The following is a 19,511-nucleotide window of genomic DNA, read 5'->3' as shown; positions in this document are numbered from 1 at the left end:
AGGCCGCGCCTGAGGTCGGGGCCGAGTGTGTGGATCACACCGGAGACCTCGTGGCCGACGGTGACCGTGTCGGAGGTGGCGAACAGCGGGACGAGGGAGCCGTCGAGGAGGTGGACGTCGGAGAGGCAGACGCCGGCGGCCTTGACCTCGATGAGGACCTCGCCCGGGCCCGGCACGGGGATCGGGACCTCTTCCACGGCGAACTTCTTGCTGTCCAGGTGGAAGCGTCCGGCGAGCATGGTGTCCATGGTGATCTGCTTTCTGTGAGAGGCACCGCCCGGTGGTTCGGGCCAGTGGGTGCTGTGTGGTGTCTGGGGGCTTGGGTAGCCGGGAGGCGTACGGCCGGCAGCGGGGGGTGCCGCACGCCTCCCGGCGGCTGGGGGACAGCGCGCCTTGACGGCGTGCGACGGTCAGGCGAAGACGTCCTGCTGGTAGCGCTCGTCCGCTTCGAGCTGGGCGAGCCACTGCTGGGCGGTCTCGTCGTCGCTGCCGGTCTTCTGACGGTGGATGGCGGCGAGTGCCTCGCGGACGGCGGGGGCCATGCGGCGGCCGTCACCGCAGACGTAGATGTACGCGCCGTCCTCGATGGCCTGCCACACCGTGTCGGCGGCGTTCGCGATGGCGTTCTGCACGAACCGGGCCGGGTGGCCGGTCACCGCGGAATAGGCGGTGTGCACCTGGGCGATCCCGGCCTGCTGCCAGTCCTGCATCTCCTGCTTGTAGAAGTAGTCGTGCTCCGGGTGGCGGCAGCCGACGAACACCTGGGACAGGCCGACCTGGGTGCCGTTCGCGTGCTGTGTCGCCCGCTCCTCCAGGAAGCCGCGCAGTGGAGCGATGCCGGTGCCCGGTCCGATGAGGATCAGCGGCGTGGCGGGGTCGGCCGGCGGGGCGAACGTCGGGGAGGGCACGCGGACGTAGCCGTAGACGACGTCCCCGGGCTCCAGGCCCGCGATGTAGGCGGAGCAGGTGCCGCGGTACTGGCCGTCGCCGGACAGGGCCGGGCCCTCCAGCAGGCCGACGGTCAGGCGCACATGGCGCGGGTTGGCCGACGGGGCGGAGGAGATGGAGTAGAAGCGCGGGCGGATCGGGCCCGTCATCTCCAGGAACACCGCCAGCGGCAGCTCGACCGCGGGGAAGCGCTCCAGCAGGCCCAGCACCGAGAGCCGCTTGCCGAGGATTTCCTTGCTGTAGCGCTCCTCGGCCTCCTCCGTGTCAGCGGTGTACGCCTGGAGCTGCGGCCGGGTCCACGGGCACTCGGTGTACTCGGCCAGCGTCTGGATCTGGGACCGGGTGGCCACGTCCTGCAGCTCCAGGAACTCGGTGAGCAGGATGCCGGCGGTGACCGGAGTCCCTACCGGCAGGTGGGTGCGGCCACCGGCCGGCTGGTCGAGCCGGAGCACCTGGTCGTAGTCGACGCCGAGGCGCCTCAGCGCACGCTCCACCAGGGCGAGTTCGTTCTTGGCGAAGACGGCCAGGTGGTTGCCGGTGTCGTAGGTGACGCCCTCGGGCAGCTCGAAGGTGATGGACTTCGCGGACGGGCGCGGCGGCTCGATGCTGAAGTCCCACAGTCCGGTCGCGTCGGCCACGAGCTCGTCGTTGGTCACCACGGTGAGCGGGTACGCCTGCTCGGAGACGATGGCGGGACGTATGTCGGACTCGGTGAGCAGCTGGACCTGGTAACGGGGGCCGCTTGCCTGGGAGGTGTCGGCGGCGTACTCCTCGGCAAGGGTGGCCCACAGGTTGCCCATCCACCGCGTGGCCATGCCGTCGAAGTCACCGGCGGCGTCCGCGATGCCGCGCTCGACGACCGGGGTGGCGCCGGCGGCCAGCAGACCTTCCTCGATCCGCTTGGGGAATGCCTGGTAGGTGGCCACCCATTGGGTGTTGCCGGCGCCCAGCAGCGCGTACCGCACATTCGACAGCGAGCCCTCGGGCAGCCCGGCGGCGAGCAGGTCGTCGAAGCGCTGGGCGTTGTCGGGAGCCTTGCCGTTGTAGCTGGCGGCGACGACGGCGAGCAGGCCCTCGGAGGGCAGGTTGTCACCCAGCTCGTCCAGGCTCACCAGCGTTGTGCCGAAGCCGGAGCGCTCGCCGCGGTCGGCGATGGTGCGCGCCAGGTCCTCGCACGAGCCGAGGCTGGAGCCGTAGGCGACGGTCAGGTTCACCCCGACACCGCTGACCGCTGCCTGCGCCTGCGTGTCGCCGGTCTGCAGGTCGGCGGCGCCGAAGTCGGTCCGCTGGTGGTCCTGACGCTTGCGGACGACCAACTGAAAGTCGCCGGGCTTGCGCGTCAGCGCCTCGCGGACGTCCATCTTGTAGTCGGTGGTGTCGGAGAACCTGAACTTCTGCAGCACGAGCGCCAGGGCCAGGCGGGCCTCGGTGAGCGCGAACTGCCGGCCGATGCAGGCACGCACACCGTTGCCGAACGGCTTGTAGGCGTGCGGGTGCTGCTGGGCGCGGTTCTCCGGCAGCCACCGGTCGATGTCGAACTCCTCCGGCCGGTCCCACGCCTTGGGGTGGGAGTGCAGCGCGCCCATGAGGATGTTGGCCCTGGTTCCCTTCTTCAGCTCGTACCGGTCGCCGATGACGGTGTCGTCGATGGGCGCCTTGGCGATCAGCGGGATCGGAGCCCACAGGCGCAGGGTCTCCTCCAGGATCCGCGGGATCACGTCGAGCTGCATGATCGTGTCGTAGTCCGGGACCGTGTCACCGGGCAGCAGGCGGTCGACCTCGGCGTACGCCTGCGCCAGCACGTGCGGGTTGCGCATCAGCGAGTATGTGGCGAACGACAGCAGGCCACTGGTGGTCTCGTGACCGGCGATCAGGAAGGTCACCACCTGGTCGCGGACGTTGTCGTCCGCCAGGAGCTTGCCGGTCTCCGGGTCGGTGGCCTCCAGCATCAGGCCGAGCAGGTCCTCCTCGCCGGTGCCCTTCCCCTCGCGGCGCTCCTTGATCACGCTCTCGACCAGGTCGCGCATCAGCTGGATGTTCTGGCGGTACTTCCTGTCGTCCGCCTTGCGGAGCTTGGTCATCATCGGCAGCTCCTGGGAGCGCCGCATCGACTCGATCAGCGCCTCCAGCAGCGAGTTGAGGAAGGGGTGCAGTTCCTCCTTGTCGAAGGACTTGAACCGGTAGCCGAAGCCGGACAGGGCGATGGTGTCCAGGGTGAGCCGGGTGTAGTCGTCGGTGATGTTGACCGGCTGACCCTCCCGGCGCTCCCACTTGCCGACGAGGTTCTGGGCGATCTCCAGCATCTGCCCGAAGTAGGTCTTCATGGCCCGCTGGCTGAAGGCCGGCAGCAGGATCCGGTGGGCCATGGCCCATTCCTCTTCGTGCTGGTGGGCCGTGAACAGGCCCGCCCCCGTGTAGTCCCGCACATGGCTCAGCGGCGTCTTGTCGATCTGCTTGAAGAACCGCGTCTCGTCGCAGACCTCGGCCACCAGGTCCGGGTCGTAGACGAAGACCTGCTCGATGCCGGCGATGTCCATGCCATAGATGCCCTCGGGGAACTGCTTGGACAGCTCACCGAAGTACTCCACCGGATTGGTGTCGGGGATCTGCGGCGTGTTGCCGAGGAGGGGGGTCCCCCGCGGGGACCGGATGGGGCGAAGGTCGTTCGCGGAGTGCGTGGTCATGTCTTGCTCCTCTGCGTGGAGGGGTGGGCAAGGGCGCGCTGCGCAGGTCGATGCTGTGGCGCCGTACGGAAACATACGCCGTACGGAATTAGTACCGTACGGCGTATGGAAATGTGAAGCAAGCCCGGCCGCCCTAGCGGGCGCTGTGATTCAGGTCATTTCCATACGGCGTACGAAACTGATACCGTACGAGGTATGGAAAATAAGGTGAGACGCCCCCCGCGGGGAACGAGGAAGAGAGACGTGCCTCTGACCGAGGCCGGGATCTACGCCGCCGCCCTGCGGCTCATCGACGAGGACGGGGTCGAGGCGCTCACCATGCGCAAACTCGCCACCGAGCTCGACGCGAACCCGATGTCGCTGTACCACCACGTGCCGAACAAGGAAGCCGTGCTGCGTGGCGTGACGAGAATGGTCGGCGCCCAGTTCCGCACCGTGACACTGGAGGACGCGCCCTGGCAGGAGCGGATCCGCCTGCTCGCAACGGACTTCCGGACCCTGGCGCACCGTCACCCCAAGCTGATGGCCTACTCGTTCAGCCACCAGCCGGACTTCATCCAGCCCGACGACCCGTTCTGGACCGCGCTCACCGCGATCGTGGCGGCCGCCGGGGTACCGCGGTCGAAGGCCCCGGAGATCGCCGCGCTGATCGCCGCCGTCGTCGTCGGTGTCCTCGCCGCCGAACTCAACGGCGCTCTCCGCCAGTGGTCGACCCTCAAGCCCCACGGCCCTGAAGCCGACGAAGACGGGGCCGCGGACGCACACCCTGGCTCTACGAGTGCGGCCCCTGAAGGCCCTGACCAGGACCACATGTTCCGCCTCGTGATGGACACGCTGATCACGGGCCTGGAAAGCCGGCTCGCCGGCGATCCGGACGGCCGGGGCGCCGACCTCTGAGCCAGTCATCCTGAGGCGCTGCGCCCAGGCACTGCCGCCTGAGGCGCGCCCGCGGTCGGGCGATCTCAGGCTGCGACACACGGGAGCCCCCCCGTCACATCGGGTGAGACCGCCCGGCGGGGTGGTTCCATATCGAGCCTCTACACGGCAGCCGTATGCCGGCGCTGCACCGTGAAATGGCCGTGGTCGTCGGCTTGTTCCTGGTCTCTCTCCTGAAGGGGGAGACCGTCGGCCGTTCTTTTCTCTCTTCCTCCGTCCCCCATCCGCTGTTCGGAGGGCTGCCCCCATGTCCCAGAACGCCACGGTCGCTGCTTGCGGCGCCGAGACCACAGCTGAGAATGTGCCCGACCTGTCGCACCAGCGCCGCTGGTGGATTCTGTTGGTCATTTCCCTGTCGATGCTGATAGGTGTCCTCGACGGCACCATCGTGAACATCGCCCTGCCGTCCGCCCAGCACGACCTGGGCTTCTCGGACGCCGACCGGCAGTGGGTGGTCACCGCCTATGCGCTGGCCTTCGGCAGCCTGCTGTTGCTCGGCGGCCGGGTCGCGGACCTGGTCGGGCAGAAGGTCACATTCCTGGTGGGGCTGGCCGGCTTCGCGACCGCTTCCATGGTCGCAGGCGCGGCGAACGGTTTCCTCATGCTCGTCATCGCGCGCGCCGTCCAGGGCCTGTTCGCCGCACTGCTGGCCCCGTCCGCCCTGTCGCTCCTGATGACCACCTTCACCGAGCCGCGCGAGCGGGCGAAGGCATTCACCGTCGCGGGCTCGATCGCCGGTGCAGGCGGAGCCATCGGCCTGATCCTCGGCGGCGTGCTGACCCAGTACCTGGACTGGCGCTGGACCATGTACGTCAACGTGATCTTCGCGGGGTTGGCGTTCGTCGGCGGTGTAGCCCTGCTGCACCGCACCCCGCGCGATACGTCCTCGAAGCTCGATGTCCCCGGCACCGTGCTGGTTACCATAGGGCTGTTCTGCCTGGTCTACGGATTCTCGAACGCCGAGACGCACGGCTGGGGTTCGCCGGCGACCTGGGGCATGCTGGCGGTCGGTGCCGTACTGGTGGCCGTCTTCGTGTGGTGGCAGACCAGGGCGGCGTATCCGCTGCTGCCGCTGCGGGTCTTGCTGGACCGCAACCGCGGCGCCTCCTTCGCAGCCCTCTTCGTCAGCGGCGCGGGCATGTTCGGCGTGTTCCTGTTCCTGACCTACTACCTGCAGCAGAGCCTCGGTTACAGCGCCCTGAAGACGGGCTTCGCCTTCCTGCCCATGATCGTGGCCTCGTCGTCCGCCTCCGCCGTGGCCAACAACGTCCTGGTGCGGCGCATAGGACCGAAGCCGGTGGTCCCGCTGGGCATGGCCATTGCGGCCGCCGGGCTGATCTGGATGACCAAGCTGGACCTGAACAGCGGATACGTGGCGCAGGTACTGCCCCAGCTGGTGCTCGTCGGCATCGGGCTGGGCACGGTCATCGCGCCCGCGATGAGCCTGGCCACCTCCGGTGTGGAAGCGGCCGACGCCGGAGTCGCGTCCGCCGCCGTCAACACCGTCCAGCAGGTGGGTGGGTCCATCGGTATCGCCCTGCTCAGCACGATGGCATCCGACGCAGCCACCGGCTACCTCGCCGGCCGCAACCGCAAGGATCCCGGCGTCCTGGCGCAGGCCGGCCTCGCGGGCTATTCCACGGCCTACTGGTGGTCGGCGGCCGTCTTCGTCACCGGCCTGGTCGTCACAGCCCTGCTCTACCGCCGGGGTGTGCCCCAGCAGGGCGAGAACGCCGCACCTGTCGTGCACATGTAGGGGGCAGGAAGTGCCGACGGTATCAAGCATCCCGACGGGATGCCCGGCTGGCCCGCGTGGAGCGTCGCAGATCATCTCGGCATGATGCCGTGCCCAGGGATCGACAGGTCCTACCTGTCGATCTCCTCGCCTGGCGTGCACTTCGGGGACCACAAGAAGGCCCGCGCCCTCGCAAGTGAGGTCGATTAGTTCGGCGCCCGGGTCCGCAGGGAGGACCCGAAGCGGTTCGGTCTCTCCGCCTCCTTGCCCCTGCCGGACGTCGAGGGCTCGCTTGCAGAGGCCGCCCACGCGCTCGACGTCGTCGGTGCGGGCGGATTGGTGGTGGAACCAACCACCATGCCCACTACCTCGGTGACCCCGGTTCGAGCCGCTCTGGGAGGAACTCGACCGCCGCAGCGCCGTCGTCCACGTTCACCCCACCTCAGCGCCCCACGCCGACGAGCTTGCTCTTGGCCGGCCACGACCGATGCTGGAGTTCCTCTTCGACATCGCCCGCACTATAAGCGACCTGCTCCTGCAAGGAGTCCTCGCCCGCCGTCCGCGGATCAGCTGGATCTTGACACACGGCGGAGGTGTGCTGCCGCTGCTCGCCGACCGGATGGAACTCTTCCGCGCGCACGTCGGCGGAGGCGCCGTCGACGCGCCGAGCGCCGTCCAGCAGCTCGGCCTCCTCTGGTACGACGTGGCCGGCACGCCCTTTCCGCGCCAGATCCCGGCCTTCGACGCGACCTTCGGCACCGAGCGTCTCCTGCATGGCTGCGACTATTGCTGGACACCCATCGACGCGGTGCTCGCTCAGGTCGCCACCGTCGACTCCGCGCTGCAGCTGTCCGCCACGTCACTACCTCACCTCACCACCGGCAACGCCGGCAACTTGTGCGGCACCGGTCATGAGCAATTGGGTCTGACGACCGCGGTCGCCACGACAGCACCGCGGTCCGCGCCGGGTCGCCGCAACGGTGCACGACGCCGACGAGCACTTCATCACCGCTGCCCTGCTAGACATCCCCGATCAGGGCCCGCAGGCCGAGACGCTTAGCTGCGGCCATCCCCCGCCCTGCTGATCTGTGGAGACCAGGTGACCGTCTTGCACTCCCGCAGGCCCGGGCCTCCGTTGGGCCTGTGCGCCCTCTGTGTCAGGAAGGACAGCACCGACCCGTTCACCTTGGAACCTGGTGACATGGTGCTGCTCTACACCGACGGCGTGATCGAAGCCCGCTCACCCGCCGGAGCCTTCTACACGCTCGCCAACGGGTCGCCTTCTTTCCCGCCTCAAGCCCCGACGCGCTGCTGCACCACATTCACCACGACCTGCTCGCATACACCGCAGGGCGACTCACCGACGACGACGCTTTCCTGATCATCGAACGCACCCCCTCGCGTCATCTGCACCGGCCGCACCTCATGTCAGGTGCCGAGGGAACTGCTCCCGTGATGAGACCTGTTGGACGCCGGCCGCCATGGCCGAAGCATCCGGTCGCGCGAGAACCCTCAGCGCAAGGGTGAGTCGGCGGTGGGCGTCAGTGCGGTATCGGTGACGCCGACGATCTGGCTGAGGTCGAAGCCCTCCATGTCGGCGCGGAATTCCGGGCTGGCCAGATACGCCAGCAGCCGCTCCTGCACGTCGTCGCCGTCCCGGTAGGAGACGAGGGCGTACAGCTGGGGCGTCTCACTGCCGGGAGCAGCGGGTACCGTCCAGATGCCGTGCGTGGTGATCCGGTGCTTCGACATGCCGGGGATGTGCTTGGACCAGATGTTCTCGTAGGCGACGAGCGCCTCAGGGCTGCACAGCGTGTAGACACGAAGCTGGTACTGGGACATGAACAGTCGATCCTTTTCTGTCTGAGCATGATGATCAGTGGTCAGCTTTGCGAGAGCAGGTATGCCAGTTCGGCCTCCCAGTCGATGCGCTCCGACTCGGTGCCCCGTGGCACCACGGTCTCCGTGCGCTCCAGGAAGGTCTTGACGTCGTGTACGGGGACCTCGACAAGGGCGGTGCCCGCGCGAGACCCCAGAGCGATGTACATCGCGGGGTCACCACGGTTGGCGGCCGACCAGATACGGACGTCCCCATGACCTGCGAAACCGTTCAGGCCGTCGGCCAGAAGGTCACGCCCCAGGACCCATTCGACCGGCTCGTCGCTGTGGACGAAAAAAGCGGCACGGACGACGTAGGGATCAGCAGGCTCGTACCGCAGCCGCATGCACAAGGGCTGTGAGTAGGTGCGCGAGACGACGAGCTGCGCGGTCACCGCCCGAACCACGGTCCTCGAAGACTCCATGGGCATTCACTCCAAGGCACCCCCCTTGCCTCGGCTGCGGCTCCGGCGCTCGTGGCGACAAGCACGCATCGAATCAGGAGGTGTTCAGCGGGGCCCGGGCGCCGGACGGCATCGGCGGACCGTGCGGGTCGTGGCGTCGCAGCAGTTGAAGCGACGCGCGCCTGTGGCACGTGGTGGTGCCGCAGGCAGGTTCAGAGGGGGCAGGGAGCAGGCCCTCGCTCAATCGGCCGCCTGGGCGGCGGGCAGGGGACCACTGATCCGTGACCAGCGGTCGCATCCCCGCCGCCGACAGGCATCAAGGTGAGAGAACCAGCCTCCGCTCAGGGGCACAGACGGGACCTGTCTTACCAGTCACCGTGGTTCCGGCCGTAGTGGTCCCATCCGTAGGAGTCCCAGCCACCGTGGTTCCGGTAGTAGTGGTCCCAGTCGAAGTAGTCCCGGTCACCGCGGTTCCAGTCGTGCTGGTCCCAGCCCCGGCCGTCGCTCTCGTAGCGGTTCCAGTCGTACCGGTAGGACCTGTCGGACTTCCACTCGCGCCGCTCGTCGTCCCAGCGGTAGCAGCGACCGTCGCGGCTGTGCCAGAGGGAGCCGGCGACATGGTCGTCGTGGTGCCAGCCACGCTCTGCGTCCCAGCAGTAGCCCTGCTCGATCAGGTAGCCCACGCCGTGGTCCCAGCGGTAGTCGGCGGGGTTGACCTCGGCCGACCGCTGGACGTGTACGGAGGCGGGAGTCGCGGCCGAAGCGGTGCCCCCGGCACCGACAACGGCGACACCCGCGACCGCCACGGAGGAAACGGCGACAGCAATCCGCTTCGTGAGCTTCTTCATGATCTTTCCTTCCGGTTGGTGCGGTCTGCACCAACGGCTGCTTTTGCAGGCGATGTGTAGCGCCTGGCGTTGTGTGGCGTTGTCCGTCAAGCAGTTCCATACGTTGTACGGAATCACCCTGCCAGGATAACCATACGACGTATGGAAATGGCCTGGCGGTGACAGTGACGCGGGTCACTCGGACCACTCCTCTCCTTCCCCCTCGCCCTGCTGGCCCGAATACCAGCTCCCGACTACAAGGCATGCAGGCACCCGGGTCTGGCCCCATGCTGGAGAGGAGGGGGGTGTGACAACGGAGGAAGAAGTGGTGGAGATGCGGACCGTTGTCGACCTCACACGTTGCCAGGGCTATGCGCAGTGCGTGTTCCTCGCCCCTGAGGTGTTCGAGCTGCACGGGGAGGAGGGGCTGCTGTACGCCACGGCCGTCCCGGACGACCAGGTGGAGCGGGTACGTCAGGCCGCGGCGGCGTGCCCGGTGCAGGCGATCCTCCTCGGGGAAGAGGTGAGCACCGGTGCCCGGTGACCTGAAAGACGGCCGCATTGTCATCGTCGGCGCGTCGCTGGCCGGGCTGAGAGCAGCGGAGGCGCTGCGCGAGGAAGGGTTCACGGGTTCACTGACGGTGGTGGGGGACGAGCCCCATGGGCCCTACGACCGGCCGCCGCTGTCCAAGCAGGTGCTGCTCGGGCAGGCGACGGCGGACACCCTCGAGCTGCCGATGCGCCGGGACCCGGACGCCGAGTGGCGCCTCGGCGTGCGCGCCACCGGTGTGGACCTGCTGGCGAAACGGGTACTGCTGGGAGACGGTGAGTCGCTGCCGTACGACCGGCTGCTGATCGCCACCGGGACCCGGGCACGGCCCTGGCCCAACCCGGAGGAAGGCGCCCTGGACGGGGTGTTCACCCTGCGCACGCGGGAGGACGGCGCGGGGCTGGCCGAGCGGCTGGCCGCGAGACCGGAGCGGGTACTGGTGATCGGCGGCGGCTTCACCGGCTCGGAGATCGCCTCGGCCTGTCGGGAACTGGGCCTTGAGGTGACCGTCGCCGAACGTGGTCCCGCACCCCTGGTGGGCGCGCTCGGCGGCACCCTGTCCAAGCTGGCCGCCGTCATGCAGCGCAACCACGGCGTGGACCTGCGCACCGGGGTGACGGTCACCGCCCTGAACGGCAACGGCAGCTTCACGGGCGCGCAGCTGTCCGACGGTAGCCGCGTCGAGGCGGACGTGTGCGTCGTGGCGCTGGGCGCGATCCGCAACGTGGAGTGGCTGGCGGAGTCCGGGCTGGCGGCGGGTCCACGCGGCATCGCCTGCGACGCAGGCTGCCGGGCCTTCAACATGTACGGGATCGTCACCGATGACGTCTTCGTGGCCGGTGACGTCTCGCGCTTCCCCCACCCGCTGTTCGGCTACCAGATGCTGTCCCTGGAACACTGGGGCAACGCCGTCGAGCAGGCCGAGGTGGCCGCCCACAACATGGTCAACCCGGGGCCGCTGCAGCGCCCGCACCTGGCCATCCCGGTCTTCTGGTCGACCCAGTTCGGACTCAACATCAAGTCGGTGGGCGTCCCCACCTACTCCGACCACGTGGTCATCGCCCAGGGCTCCCTGGAGGCACGCCGGCTCGCGATGGTCTACGGATACAAGGGCCGGGTCACCGCCGCCGTCACCGTCGACATGGCCAAGTCGCTCGACTACTACCGGCACCTGATCGAGACCGCCGCTCCCTTCCCGCCCCCGCCCGGCGCACAGGACCGTGCGATCGCCGCCGACATCACGATCCCCTCCGCCGTACCGGACCCCTCCGTGCTGTCCCACGGCCCGACCGTCGCACTCACCGGTCACCTTCCCGACCGCCGGCTGACGGTGGTGTAGCCCACATCCCGCCCCCTACGAGGAGCCACCATGGACTCCGCGACCTTGCTGGCACGGATCACCGACTACGCCAGCCGCCCCAACCCCTATCCGCTGTACGCGGAACTCCGCGAGGCCGGTCCTGTGGTGCCGCAGGCCGACGGCAGCTATCTGATCGGCACCTACCACCACATCGCCGCTCTGCTCCACGACCCACGGATGAGTGCCGATCCCCGCACCCGCGGCGAGGTGACCCACAAGCCGCCGTTCCTGCGGCTCGACGACCCCGAGCACCACAGGCTGCGCACGCTCGCCATGCGGCCCTTCGGGCCTCCGCACAGCCCAGGCCGGGTCGACGGCATGCGCGGTGAGATCGACCGGATCACCAAGGAACTGCTGGAGCCCTTCGAGGCGGGCCGGCAGATCGACATCGTCGACGACTTCGCCTACCCGCTGCCCGTCACCGTGATCTGCCGCCTGCTCGGCGTGCCGCACGAGGACGAGCCGCTCTTCCGGACCTGGTCCGACGCGATCGTCGCAGCCGCCGACGTCAGGCCCGACGACGACTCCACCGAGCCGGACAAGGCCGGCGACCAGGCACGGATGGAGATGGGCGGCTACCTTTTGAACCTGGCCGAGCAGCGGCGTGGCAAGCCAGGCGACGACATGCTCTCCGCCTTCGTCAACGAGCCGGACCCGGCCCTGCGGCTCACCCAGGAGGAACTCGCGGAAACCGCCGTACTGCTCCTCATCGCCGGACACGAGACCACGGTCAACCTGATCGCCAACGGCGCCCTCACCTTCCTACGCCAGCCCGAGCAATTGGACCGGCTGCGCCGGGAACCGGAGCTGCTACCGCGTGCGGTGGAGGAACTGCTGCGCTACGAGCCCCCGGTCCATATGCGCGAGCGCATCCCGCACGCCGACGTGGACGTCGCCGGTACGCCCGTCCCCCAAGGCGCCTCCGTGATCCTGGCCCTCGCCTCAGGCAACCGCGACCCCCAGCGGTTCCCCGACCCCGACCGGTTCGACCCCACCCGCCCAGACAACCAACACCTCGGCTTCGGCAGCGGTATCCACCTCTGCTACGGCGGCCCCTTGGCCCGTGTCGAGGCTTACGCCGCGCTCGGCGCGCTGCTTCCCTATCTCGCGACGGCAAGCCTGGTTCAGGACCCGCCCCCCTACCGCCAGAACGCTATGCTCCGCGGCCCCCGCCACCTGTCCATCCAACTGTGAGGCCGCGTCAACGGCAGACAGCACATCGCCTTCACGCCGCAGCGGGAAGCGGCCGCCGGGCGAGGTCACGGGCCTCGTCCGCGGAGACGCCAAGCATGTGCAGGAGCGTCTCGGCCATCTTTGCGGCTGCATGGTCCCTGTCGGCCTCGGGCTGATGGAACCAGAGCTGCAGGAGCGCCAGCAGGCTGCCGTTCAGCACGGTCAAGGCGATCATCGGGTCGACCACGGTGAAGCGGCCAGAAGTCATGCCCTGCTCCACGTCGTGTCTCGCGCGCGGAGCCAGTCCGCAGCCGGCGCATATGCGGCCGAGCCCGCTGTGGCAGAGAATCCGCATGATCTCCGGGTGTGAGCTGGCCATGCGTGCGCTGAGCCGCATGCCGGCGGCGAGGCGCTCGGCGGGGTCGTCGACGCCGTACAGATGTTTGTCGACGGCTCGGGCGAACTCCTCCAGTGCATCGGCCACGGCTGCGTCGAACAGGTCCGGCTTGGACGTGAAGTGGTTGTAGAACGAGCCGAAGCCCACGTCGGCGAGCTCCGCGATGGTCCGGATGCTGGCGCTCGTATCGCCCGAATCGGCCAGGAGCTGCCGCGCGGCGCGGACGAGTGCCTGCCGGGTCTCGGCCCGACGGCGTTCGAATCGATTCCTGGGTGAGGCTGACATCGGCATACACCGCACACAAGGTCACCAGTTCTGATGGATTCATCATCGCGCTGCCGCTGCGAATTGTCCAGCCGGAACCTTGCCGGACCCCAACTTCGCCGCCCCGGGGTCAGTGATTGCAGCGGCGACAGAGGCCGCCTCGCCTCCCCCGTCGCACTGCATGGCCATATTTGATTGAACAATCAGTTTCGGTGGCCTTGACGATGAAGCGGTCGTATCTGACTATTTCATCAGAAGTGGGCAAACGGTGTAAGGGTGGCGGATGCCGGGCTGCGGGTCACAGGGCAGCGGCGGAGGTCGCCCGCTGCACCGCAAGGCTCCCGCTACCCCCGGGGTCTCCGCCTCCTGCCCATCACCGTCCACCACGGCTACAGACCGGGCGGCCGCGCCCGCATGCCGGCACTCCCTCACCTCCGAACTGAAGGGGATCAACCACGATGACGCATACCGACCACACGCCACTCGCCAAGTCGGTGAGCCCCGGCGAGATACCGGACTCGGCGATAGCGGTGATCAATGCGGACGGGACGGTGGCGGCCTGGACGCAGGCCGCTGAGCGACTTGTCGGGTACTCGGCCGCGGAAGTGGTGGGCCGATCCGCCGCGCACGTGCTACCGCCCCCTGAGGAGGCCCGAATGGCTTCGCTGTTCGCCGAGCAGCGCCGTGCCCAAAGTGGCTGGTCCGGCACCGCCGCGGTCCGCCACCGCGACGGCCACACGCTCAAGATGTCGCTGCGGGTCTCGCTGTTGTGGGGACAGGACGCCGGCACCCGGTGGCTGGTATCCGTGACCGACATAGGCGCCCTGTCCTCGGAGCCTGCCAACGGACCGGTGCGGGAGTCGCTCCTCGCCCATGCACCGATCGGCATCGTGGTGTATGACCCACAGCTGCGCTGTACCTGGGTGAACGACGCCATGGAGCGCCACGACGGCATTCCCCGTGACCGGCGCTTCGGACGCCGTCTGAAGGACTCGCTGCCCGCCGTGGAGGCCGAAGCGCTCGAGGTGGTGATGCAGCAGGTGCTGCAGAGCGGTACCACCATGGTCCACGAATACCGGGCGTGGCCGCTGTCGGACGGGCGCCGCGAACATGCGTTCTCGGCCTCGTTCTTCTGCCTCCAGGACGCGGACGGCACGCCCCTGGGAGTGTGCTCCATGACCGTGGATGTCACCGGGAACCGGCGGGCGCGCGAACGCCTTGCCATCCTCAGCGAGGCGAGTACGCGCATCGGCAGCACCCTCGACGTGATGCAGACCGGGCAGGAACTGGCCGAGCTCGCCGTGCCCCTGCTGGCCGACCACGCCCTCGTCGATCTGGTCGAGTCGGTTCCCTTCGGCGTGGAACCCTCGGCACGGATCGGCACGACGAGCAGCCGCCCGCCGCTGCTGCGGCGTGCTGGTCTGGCCTCCATCGACCTGGGACTCCTGGAGTTGCCGTGGGTGAGGGAAGAGGTGATCCACACCCACCCGAGCTCATCGTTCGCCGTCGCCCTGCGCACGGGCAGGTCTCACCTGGAGCCGGTGCTCGACACCCAGGCCGGTCCGTGGGTCGACCACGACCCGGTGCGGGCGCAGAAGGTGCGGGACAGCGGCGTCCACTCCTTGATGGTCGTGCCCATCCGTGCGCGGCGCTGCGTGCTGGGCCTGGCGCTGTTCGGCCGCTCCGAGGAACAGACGCCGTTCCAGGAGGACGACCTGCTCCTCGCCGAGGAGCTCGTCACCCGGACCGCGCTCAGCCTGGACAACGCCCTGCAGTATGCGCGCGAGCGCACCGCGGCCCTCACCCTGCAACGCGACCTGCTGCCCCACCGGGTGCAGGGTGGTGCCGCCGTCGAGGTCGCCTCGCGCTATGTGCCGGCCGACATGGACCACGGCGTGGGCGGTGACTGGTTCGACGTGATCGAGCTGTCCGGCGCGCGGGTGGCCCTCGTCGTCGGCGATGTGGTCGGACACGGCATCAACGCCGCGGCGACCATGGGCAGGCTGCGCACGGCCGTGCGCACGCTCGCGGACCTCGACCTGCCCCCGGACGAGTTGCTGACGCACCTCGACGACACGGTCCGGCGGCTGAACGACGAGGACACCGACGACACCGACCAGGCCCCCGCGGTGGTGGGCGCCACCTGTCTGTACGCCGTCTACGACCCGGTCACCCGGCGGTGCACCATGGCGCGGGCCGGGCATCCGCCGCCCCTGATCGTCGGCGCACAGGGCCGGGTCACCGTCCCCGACCTGCCCGCCGGAGCCCCGCTCGGCCTCGGTCTCGGCCTGGTCCCCTTCGAGTCCGTGGAACTGGAACTGCCCGAGGGAAGCGTGCTCGCCCTCTACTCCGACGGGCTGGTCGAGTCCCGGGACGAGGACATCGACGCCGGCCTGCGCCGTCTGAGCGCCGCCCTGGCACAGCCGGGCGCATCCCCGGAGGACATGTGCTCGCGAGTGATGGAGACCTTGCGCAGTCACACACCGGCCGACGATGTCACCTTGCTCCTTGCCCGGACCCGCGCGCTCGAGCCCACCCAGGTCGCCTCCTGGGACCTGCCGAACGAACCGGTCACCGTCACAACAGCCCGGCACCTGGCCGCCCGTCAGCTCAGGGAATGGGGTCTGGAGCCGCTCGTGACGCCCGTGGAGTCGATCGTCAGCGAACTGGTCACCAACGCCATCCGCCACGGCGGCGGACCCAGCCGCCTACGGCTCATCCAGCACCGGGTGCTGACGTGCGAGGTCTTCGACAGCAACACCGGCCAGCCACGCTCCCGCCATCCCGGCGATCTCGACGAGCACGGCCGCGGCCTCCAGCTGGTCGCCCAGCTCTCGCGCCGGTGGGGCTCCCGCTGCGCAACGGACGGCAAGGTCGTCTGGGCTGAACAGGACCTGCCCGCCAGGGCCGGTGCCCTGTGACCCGTCGGCGAGCCGCGCGCGACAGGGGTCGTCCGCGCGTGTCGGTCTCTCGTAGCCGCAGGGCTCTTACCAGGAAGCCAGCGTTATGGATCACCCAGTGAATGGTGAAGACGCCGACTCGGTAGGCGCCTCCCAAGCAGCTATGAGTTGTCTTTGGTGCCGGTCCCGGCCGGGATGTCCCCCCTTACGGCCGGCAGTCGCGGTGCTGGACGACCGAGGCGTGGTGGTGGGGCGGACCAGGACAGCAGAGGATCTGACGGGGTTACACGCCGATGACGTCCACGGCCGCCCCGTGCGGCCCTGCTCTTCGCCGCAGTGGCCGCAGCCGTGGTGATGAGGCGACTTGCCAGGTCCTGAGCGTTGCCTCATCGCACGGTCCACCGTCCTCAGTGGGTTTCGGATTGAGGAGTCGGCCATGGAGCCTTCGGAGAGGTATCGAAGACCGGCCACTCCTCGTGAAGTTCGGCCGAAACCGCCTAGGCATCCACCTCGTGGCCGAGTCGAGGGGAAGCCGGCGAGGATCTCGCGCAGTGCCTACAGGATTTGTGACCAGCGGCTTACAAGGGAGGGTCTGAGGGCGTTCCTGCAATGGCCAACGAAGGACTGCCGGGATGGCGGACCACACGGCTGTCCGTCAAGGTCGGTCACGAGTGGACGAAGAGTCAACGTACTGTCAGCCGGTCCAGGCCAGGTTGAGCGCCGGTTCGTTCGAAGCCATCCGGCAGTGATCGAGTCACGCCGTTGTGCCGGGATCGATGGGACGGTGGCGCAGTGCCGTCCCGGACGGGGGTCTGACTCATGAGATCTATGACCGAAGTGTCCAGTCACAGGCTTGTCGACTGTCGTTGCGGGATGGCGCCTGCAGGTACCGAGCCACAGGGCGTGTCCCAATAGGGGCCTTACCGAGTTTCAGGCGCCATCACGGTTCAGACCGCCCGAGCAGGCCGGTGCCATCCACCCTAGCCAGCACGTCACCACGAGGGAGGCGAACCATCATGACGACCCGACAGCGCAGCACCTCCTCGAGCACGGATCCGCCCGTTCGGCGCGAGGTCGTCCTGGGCGTGGACACGCACGGCGAGGTGCATGTTGCCGCCGTGATCTCCCCGCTCGGGAAGATCCTGGGAACGGAGTCCTTTCCCGCGACGGCGGCCGGCTACCGGCAGTTGCTCGTGTGGGCCCGCAAGCGGGGTACGGTGCGCCGGGCCGGTGTGGAGGGCACCGGCACCTTCGGTGCGGGCCTGTCCCGCTACCTGCTGGCCCAGCAGATTCAGGTCTTCGAAGTGAACCGGCCCGACCGCTCGGCCCGCCGGCTGCTCGGGAAGTCGGACCCGCTCGACGCTCAGGCCGCCGCGCGAGCGGTGCTCAGTGGCCGCGCCCGGGCCCGGGCCAAGTCCGGCGACGGTCCGGTGCACAGCGCCCGGATCTTCAAGCTGGCCAAGGACTCCGCGGTCAAGGCCCGTACCCAGGCGATCAACCAGCTCAAAGCCGTTCTGGTTATCGCCGATCCCGCACTGCGGGAACGACTTTCCAGTCTGGGCAACCGCGAGCTGTTCCGCACCTGCGCACGCCTCGGGCCAAGCGACGGTGAGGACGGCGAGAACGCGGTGGCCCAGGCCACCCACATGACCCTGAGAATGCTCGCGGAGCGTATTGAACAGCTCACCGGGCAGATCAATGAGCTGAACCAACGCCTGACCCAGCTCGTCGAACACCACGCCCCGCAGCTGCTCGTACCGGTGGGCATCGGCCCGGACAGCGCAGTCACCTTGCTGATCACCATGGGAGACAACCCCGAGCGACTGAACACTGAGGCATCCTTTGCTGCCCTTTGCGGAGTCAGCCCCGTCGAGTATTCGTCGGGCCGTCGGAGCACGCGCCGGCTCAACTATGGCGGCGACCGGCAGGCCAACGCCGCCCTGCTCCGCATCGTCTTCACCCGCCTGCGCCACGACCCCCGTACCCAGGCGTACTACGAACGCCGCACCCAGGAAGGCAAGACCCGACGCGAGATCATCCGATGCCTCAAGCGATATGCCGCCCGCGAGGTATTCAACCTGGTCAGACCGGTTTCCCGCGCCCCCGCGTTATAGGGGCGTCCGTGAGACGTGAGAGGGTCTGGGGCGTGAGTGAGACACCCCCGAACACCCTGCAATACCGCTTTGACGGGCCAGAAGACGCTCCGGTCCTGATCCTGGGTCCCTCACTGGGTACCACATGGCACATGTGGGACCGCCAGGTACCGGAGCTGGCCAAGCAGTGGCGGGTCTTCCGGTTCGATCTGCCCGGTCACGGCGGCGCCCCCGCGTACCCGGCCGGATCGGTCGCCGAGCTGAGCGCCCGGCTGCTGGCGACGCTGGACGCGCTCGGCGTACAGCGGTTCGGCTACGCGGGCTGTGCGCTGGGCGGCGCGATCGGCATCGAGCTGGCCCTGCGCCACCCCGCCCGGCTCGCCTCCCTCGCGGTGGTCGCGGCCTCGCCCCGGTTCGGCACGGCCGACGAGTTCCGCCAGCGCGGGGTGGTCGTGCGGACCAACGGGCTCGACCCGATCGCCCGGACCGCGCCCGACCGCTGGTTCACCGGCGGGTTCGCCGCCGCGCAGCCCGCGATCACCGAGTGGGCCGTGCAGATGGTCCGCACCACCGATCCCGGCTGCTACATCGCCGCCTGCGAGGCCCTGGCGTCCTTCGACGTACGGCCCGAGCTGGGCCGGGTGGGGGTGCCGACCCTGGTGCTGGTCGGCTCCGACGACCAGGTCACCGGCCCGGCCGAGGCCCGCACCCTGGTCGCCGGCATCCCGGACGCCCGGCTCGCGGTCGTCCCCGGCGCCTCCCACCTGGTGCCGGTGGAGCAGCCCGCCGCCGTCACCGACCTGCTCGTCCACCACTTCTCCACCGCCTGGCAGCAGCCCTACGACACCGGCCAGACCGCCCTTCCGGGCATGCCGGCCGTCCCGGTCCCGGCCGCCGCGCCGCAGCCCGCGCCGGTCGCCGAGATCGCCCCCGCCGCCGTACCGGAGGGGCCCGCCGGGCAGCCGGACCGGTACCAGACCGGGCTGAAGGTCCGCCGCGAGGTGCTCGGCGACGCCCATGTGGACCGGGCGCTGGCACAGGCCGGCGAGTTCTCCGGGGACTTCCAGGAGTTCGTCACCCGCTACGCCTGGGGAGAGATCTGGGACCGGCCCGGCCTGGACCGCCGTACCCGCAGCTGCATCACGCTCACCGCGCTGGTCGCGGGCGGCCACCTGGAGGAGCTGGCCTTCCACACCCGGGCGGCCCTGCGCAACGGGCTCACCCCGGACGAGATCAAGGAAGTGCTGCTCCAGGCCGCCGTCTACTGCGGGGTGCCGGCCGCGAACAGCGCGTTCCGGGTGGCCCAGCAGGTGATCCGGGAGGAGACCACGCCCGCCGAGTAGCGCCGCGGGCGGCCGCAGA

The 19,511-nt window shown here is 69.1% G+C and carries 15 protein-coding genes and 1 pseudogene; 10 read left to right on the top strand and 6 right to left on the bottom strand.

Features of this window, described 5'->3' with window-relative positions; all coding sequences use genetic code 11:
- Both C3492_RS22100 and C3492_RS22095 read right to left on the bottom strand, forming a co-directional pair.
- The coding region (locus C3492_RS22100; RefSeq protein ID WP_181140487.1) for an alcohol dehydrogenase catalytic domain-containing protein at positions 1-248 on the bottom strand (248 nt) is incomplete at its 3' end.
- Between the two features lie 162 nt (positions 249-410).
- Complete coding sequence (locus C3492_RS22095) at positions 411-3,632, bottom strand: bifunctional cytochrome P450/NADPH--P450 reductase (RefSeq protein ID WP_103813488.1); 3,222 nt, start codon at positions 3,630-3,632, stop codon at positions 411-413.
- A 243-nt stretch (positions 3,633-3,875) separates the two neighbouring features.
- Here C3492_RS22095 and C3492_RS22090 point away from each other — a divergent pair, with 243 nt between their 5' ends.
- The 4 genes and pseudogenes from C3492_RS22090 to C3492_RS22075 all read left to right on the top strand — a co-directional run bounded on the left by C3492_RS22090 (position 3,876) and on the right by C3492_RS22075 (position 7,684).
- The gene (locus tag C3492_RS22090) at positions 3,876-4,529 is read left to right on the top strand and encodes a TetR/AcrR family transcriptional regulator (protein ID WP_258055817.1); all 654 of its coding nucleotides are present in this window, start codon (positions 3,876-3,878) and stop codon (positions 4,527-4,529) included.
- 286 nt (positions 4,530-4,815) lie between these two features.
- On the top strand, positions 4,816-6,324 hold the full coding sequence (locus tag C3492_RS22085; RefSeq protein ID WP_103813486.1) for an MFS transporter: 1,509 nt from the start codon (positions 4,816-4,818) through the stop codon (positions 6,322-6,324).
- Between the two features lie 424 nt (positions 6,325-6,748).
- Positions 6,749-7,363 (top strand): annotated as a pseudogene (locus C3492_RS45925) (hypothetical protein); the annotation flags it as partial.
- Between the two features lie 39 nt (positions 7,364-7,402).
- A complete protein-coding gene (locus C3492_RS22075; protein WP_181140486.1) occupies positions 7,403-7,684 on the top strand; it encodes a SpoIIE family protein phosphatase in 282 nt (93 codons plus the stop codon).
- A gap of 131 nt (positions 7,685-7,815) precedes the next feature.
- Here the strand turns inward: C3492_RS22075 and C3492_RS22070 are convergent, their stop codons facing one another.
- The 3 genes from C3492_RS22070 to C3492_RS22060 form a co-directional block, all read right to left on the bottom strand.
- A complete protein-coding gene (locus C3492_RS22070; protein WP_103813484.1) occupies positions 7,816-8,145 on the bottom strand; it encodes an NIPSNAP family protein in 330 nt (109 codons plus the stop codon).
- Between the two features lie 41 nt (positions 8,146-8,186).
- On the bottom strand, positions 8,187-8,606 hold the full coding sequence (locus C3492_RS22065; RefSeq protein WP_103813483.1) for an SsgA family sporulation/cell division regulator: 420 nt from the start codon (positions 8,604-8,606) through the stop codon (positions 8,187-8,189).
- 344 nt (positions 8,607-8,950) lie between these two features.
- Positions 8,951-9,433: a hypothetical protein gene (locus C3492_RS22060; RefSeq protein WP_103813482.1), complete on the bottom strand. Its 483-nt coding sequence runs from the start codon at positions 9,431-9,433 to the stop codon at positions 8,951-8,953.
- 313 nt (positions 9,434-9,746) lie between these two features.
- On the opposite strand from C3492_RS22060, the gene C3492_RS22055 reads away from it, so the two are divergent.
- The 3 genes from C3492_RS22055 to C3492_RS22045 are packed head-to-tail and all read left to right on the top strand — an operon-like array spanning position 9,747 to position 12,516.
- Positions 9,747-9,956 (top strand): ferredoxin, encoded by a 210-nt coding sequence (locus C3492_RS22055; RefSeq protein ID WP_030176846.1) that lies wholly within the window; start codon positions 9,747-9,749, stop codon positions 9,954-9,956.
- Positions 9,946-11,301, top strand: coding sequence for an NAD(P)/FAD-dependent oxidoreductase (locus tag C3492_RS22050; protein ID WP_103813481.1), 1,356 nt, complete (start codon positions 9,946-9,948; stop codon positions 11,299-11,301). Before C3492_RS22055 ends, C3492_RS22050 begins: the two co-directional genes overlap by 11 nt.
- A 30-nt stretch (positions 11,302-11,331) precedes the next feature.
- Positions 11,332-12,516 carry a cytochrome P450 gene (locus tag C3492_RS22045; RefSeq protein WP_103813480.1) on the top strand — a complete coding sequence of 395 codons (1,185 nt, stop codon included), beginning with the start codon at positions 11,332-11,334 and terminating at the stop codon, positions 12,514-12,516.
- Positions 12,517-12,547: 31 nt separating this feature from the next.
- Here the strand turns inward: C3492_RS22045 and C3492_RS22040 are convergent, their stop codons facing one another.
- A complete protein-coding gene (locus C3492_RS22040; RefSeq protein WP_055706088.1) occupies positions 12,548-13,183 on the bottom strand; it encodes a TetR/AcrR family transcriptional regulator in 636 nt (211 codons plus the stop codon).
- Between the two features lie 431 nt (positions 13,184-13,614).
- Here C3492_RS22040 and C3492_RS22035 point away from each other — a divergent pair, with 431 nt between their 5' ends.
- The 3 genes from C3492_RS22035 to pcaC all read left to right on the top strand — a co-directional run bounded on the left by C3492_RS22035 (position 13,615) and on the right by pcaC (position 19,492).
- Complete coding sequence (locus C3492_RS22035) at positions 13,615-16,077, top strand: SpoIIE family protein phosphatase (protein ID WP_103813479.1); 2,463 nt, start codon at positions 13,615-13,617, stop codon at positions 16,075-16,077.
- Positions 16,078-17,072: 995 nt separating this feature from the next.
- Positions 17,073-18,170: an IS110 family transposase gene (locus tag C3492_RS22030; RefSeq protein ID WP_258055816.1), complete on the top strand. Its 1,098-nt coding sequence runs from the start codon at positions 17,073-17,075 to the stop codon at positions 18,168-18,170.
- A 32-nt stretch (positions 18,171-18,202) separates the two neighbouring features.
- Positions 18,203-19,492, top strand: a complete 1,290-nt coding sequence (gene pcaC, locus C3492_RS22025) for a 4-carboxymuconolactone decarboxylase (RefSeq protein ID WP_103813478.1) — start codon at positions 18,203-18,205, stop codon at positions 19,490-19,492.
- Positions 19,493-19,511 lie beyond the last annotated feature (19 nt).

The organism is Streptomyces sp. Ru62 (genome assembly GCF_002920615.1).
GTDB lineage: Bacteria > Actinomycetota > Actinomycetes > Streptomycetales > Streptomycetaceae > Streptomyces.
Note: the sequence above shows the minus strand (reverse complement) of the source record. Positions and strands in the feature narration are given on the sequence as shown.

What these genes read in the sequence shown, in the direction of transcription:
- C3492_RS22095 (WP_103813488.1), bottom strand. Translation starts at nt 3,632, where the DNA reads ATGACCACGCACTCCGCGAACGACCTTCGCCCCATCCGGTCCCCGCGG.
- C3492_RS22085 (WP_103813486.1), top strand. Translation starts at nt 4,816, where the DNA reads ATGTCCCAGAACGCCACGGTCGCTGCTTGCGGCGCCGAGACCACAGCT.
- C3492_RS22070 (WP_103813484.1), bottom strand. Translation starts at nt 8,145, where the DNA reads ATGTCCCAGTACCAGCTTCGTGTCTACACGCTGTGCAGCCCTGAGGCG.
- C3492_RS22065 (WP_103813483.1), bottom strand. Translation starts at nt 8,606, where the DNA reads ATGGAGTCTTCGAGGACCGTGGTTCGGGCGGTGACCGCGCAGCTCGTC.
- C3492_RS22060 (WP_103813482.1), bottom strand. Translation starts at nt 9,433, where the DNA reads ATGAAGAAGCTCACGAAGCGGATTGCTGTCGCCGTTTCCTCCGTGGCG.
- C3492_RS22055 (WP_030176846.1), top strand. Translation starts at nt 9,747, where the DNA reads ATGCGGACCGTTGTCGACCTCACACGTTGCCAGGGCTATGCGCAGTGC.
- C3492_RS22045 (WP_103813480.1), top strand. Translation starts at nt 11,332, where the DNA reads ATGGACTCCGCGACCTTGCTGGCACGGATCACCGACTACGCCAGCCGC.
- C3492_RS22040 (WP_055706088.1), bottom strand. Translation starts at nt 13,183, where the DNA reads ATGCCGATGTCAGCCTCACCCAGGAATCGATTCGAACGCCGTCGGGCC.
- C3492_RS22035 (WP_103813479.1), top strand. Translation starts at nt 13,615, where the DNA reads ATGACGCATACCGACCACACGCCACTCGCCAAGTCGGTGAGCCCCGGC.
- C3492_RS22030 (WP_258055816.1), top strand. Translation starts at nt 17,073, where the DNA reads ATGACGACCCGACAGCGCAGCACCTCCTCGAGCACGGATCCGCCCGTT.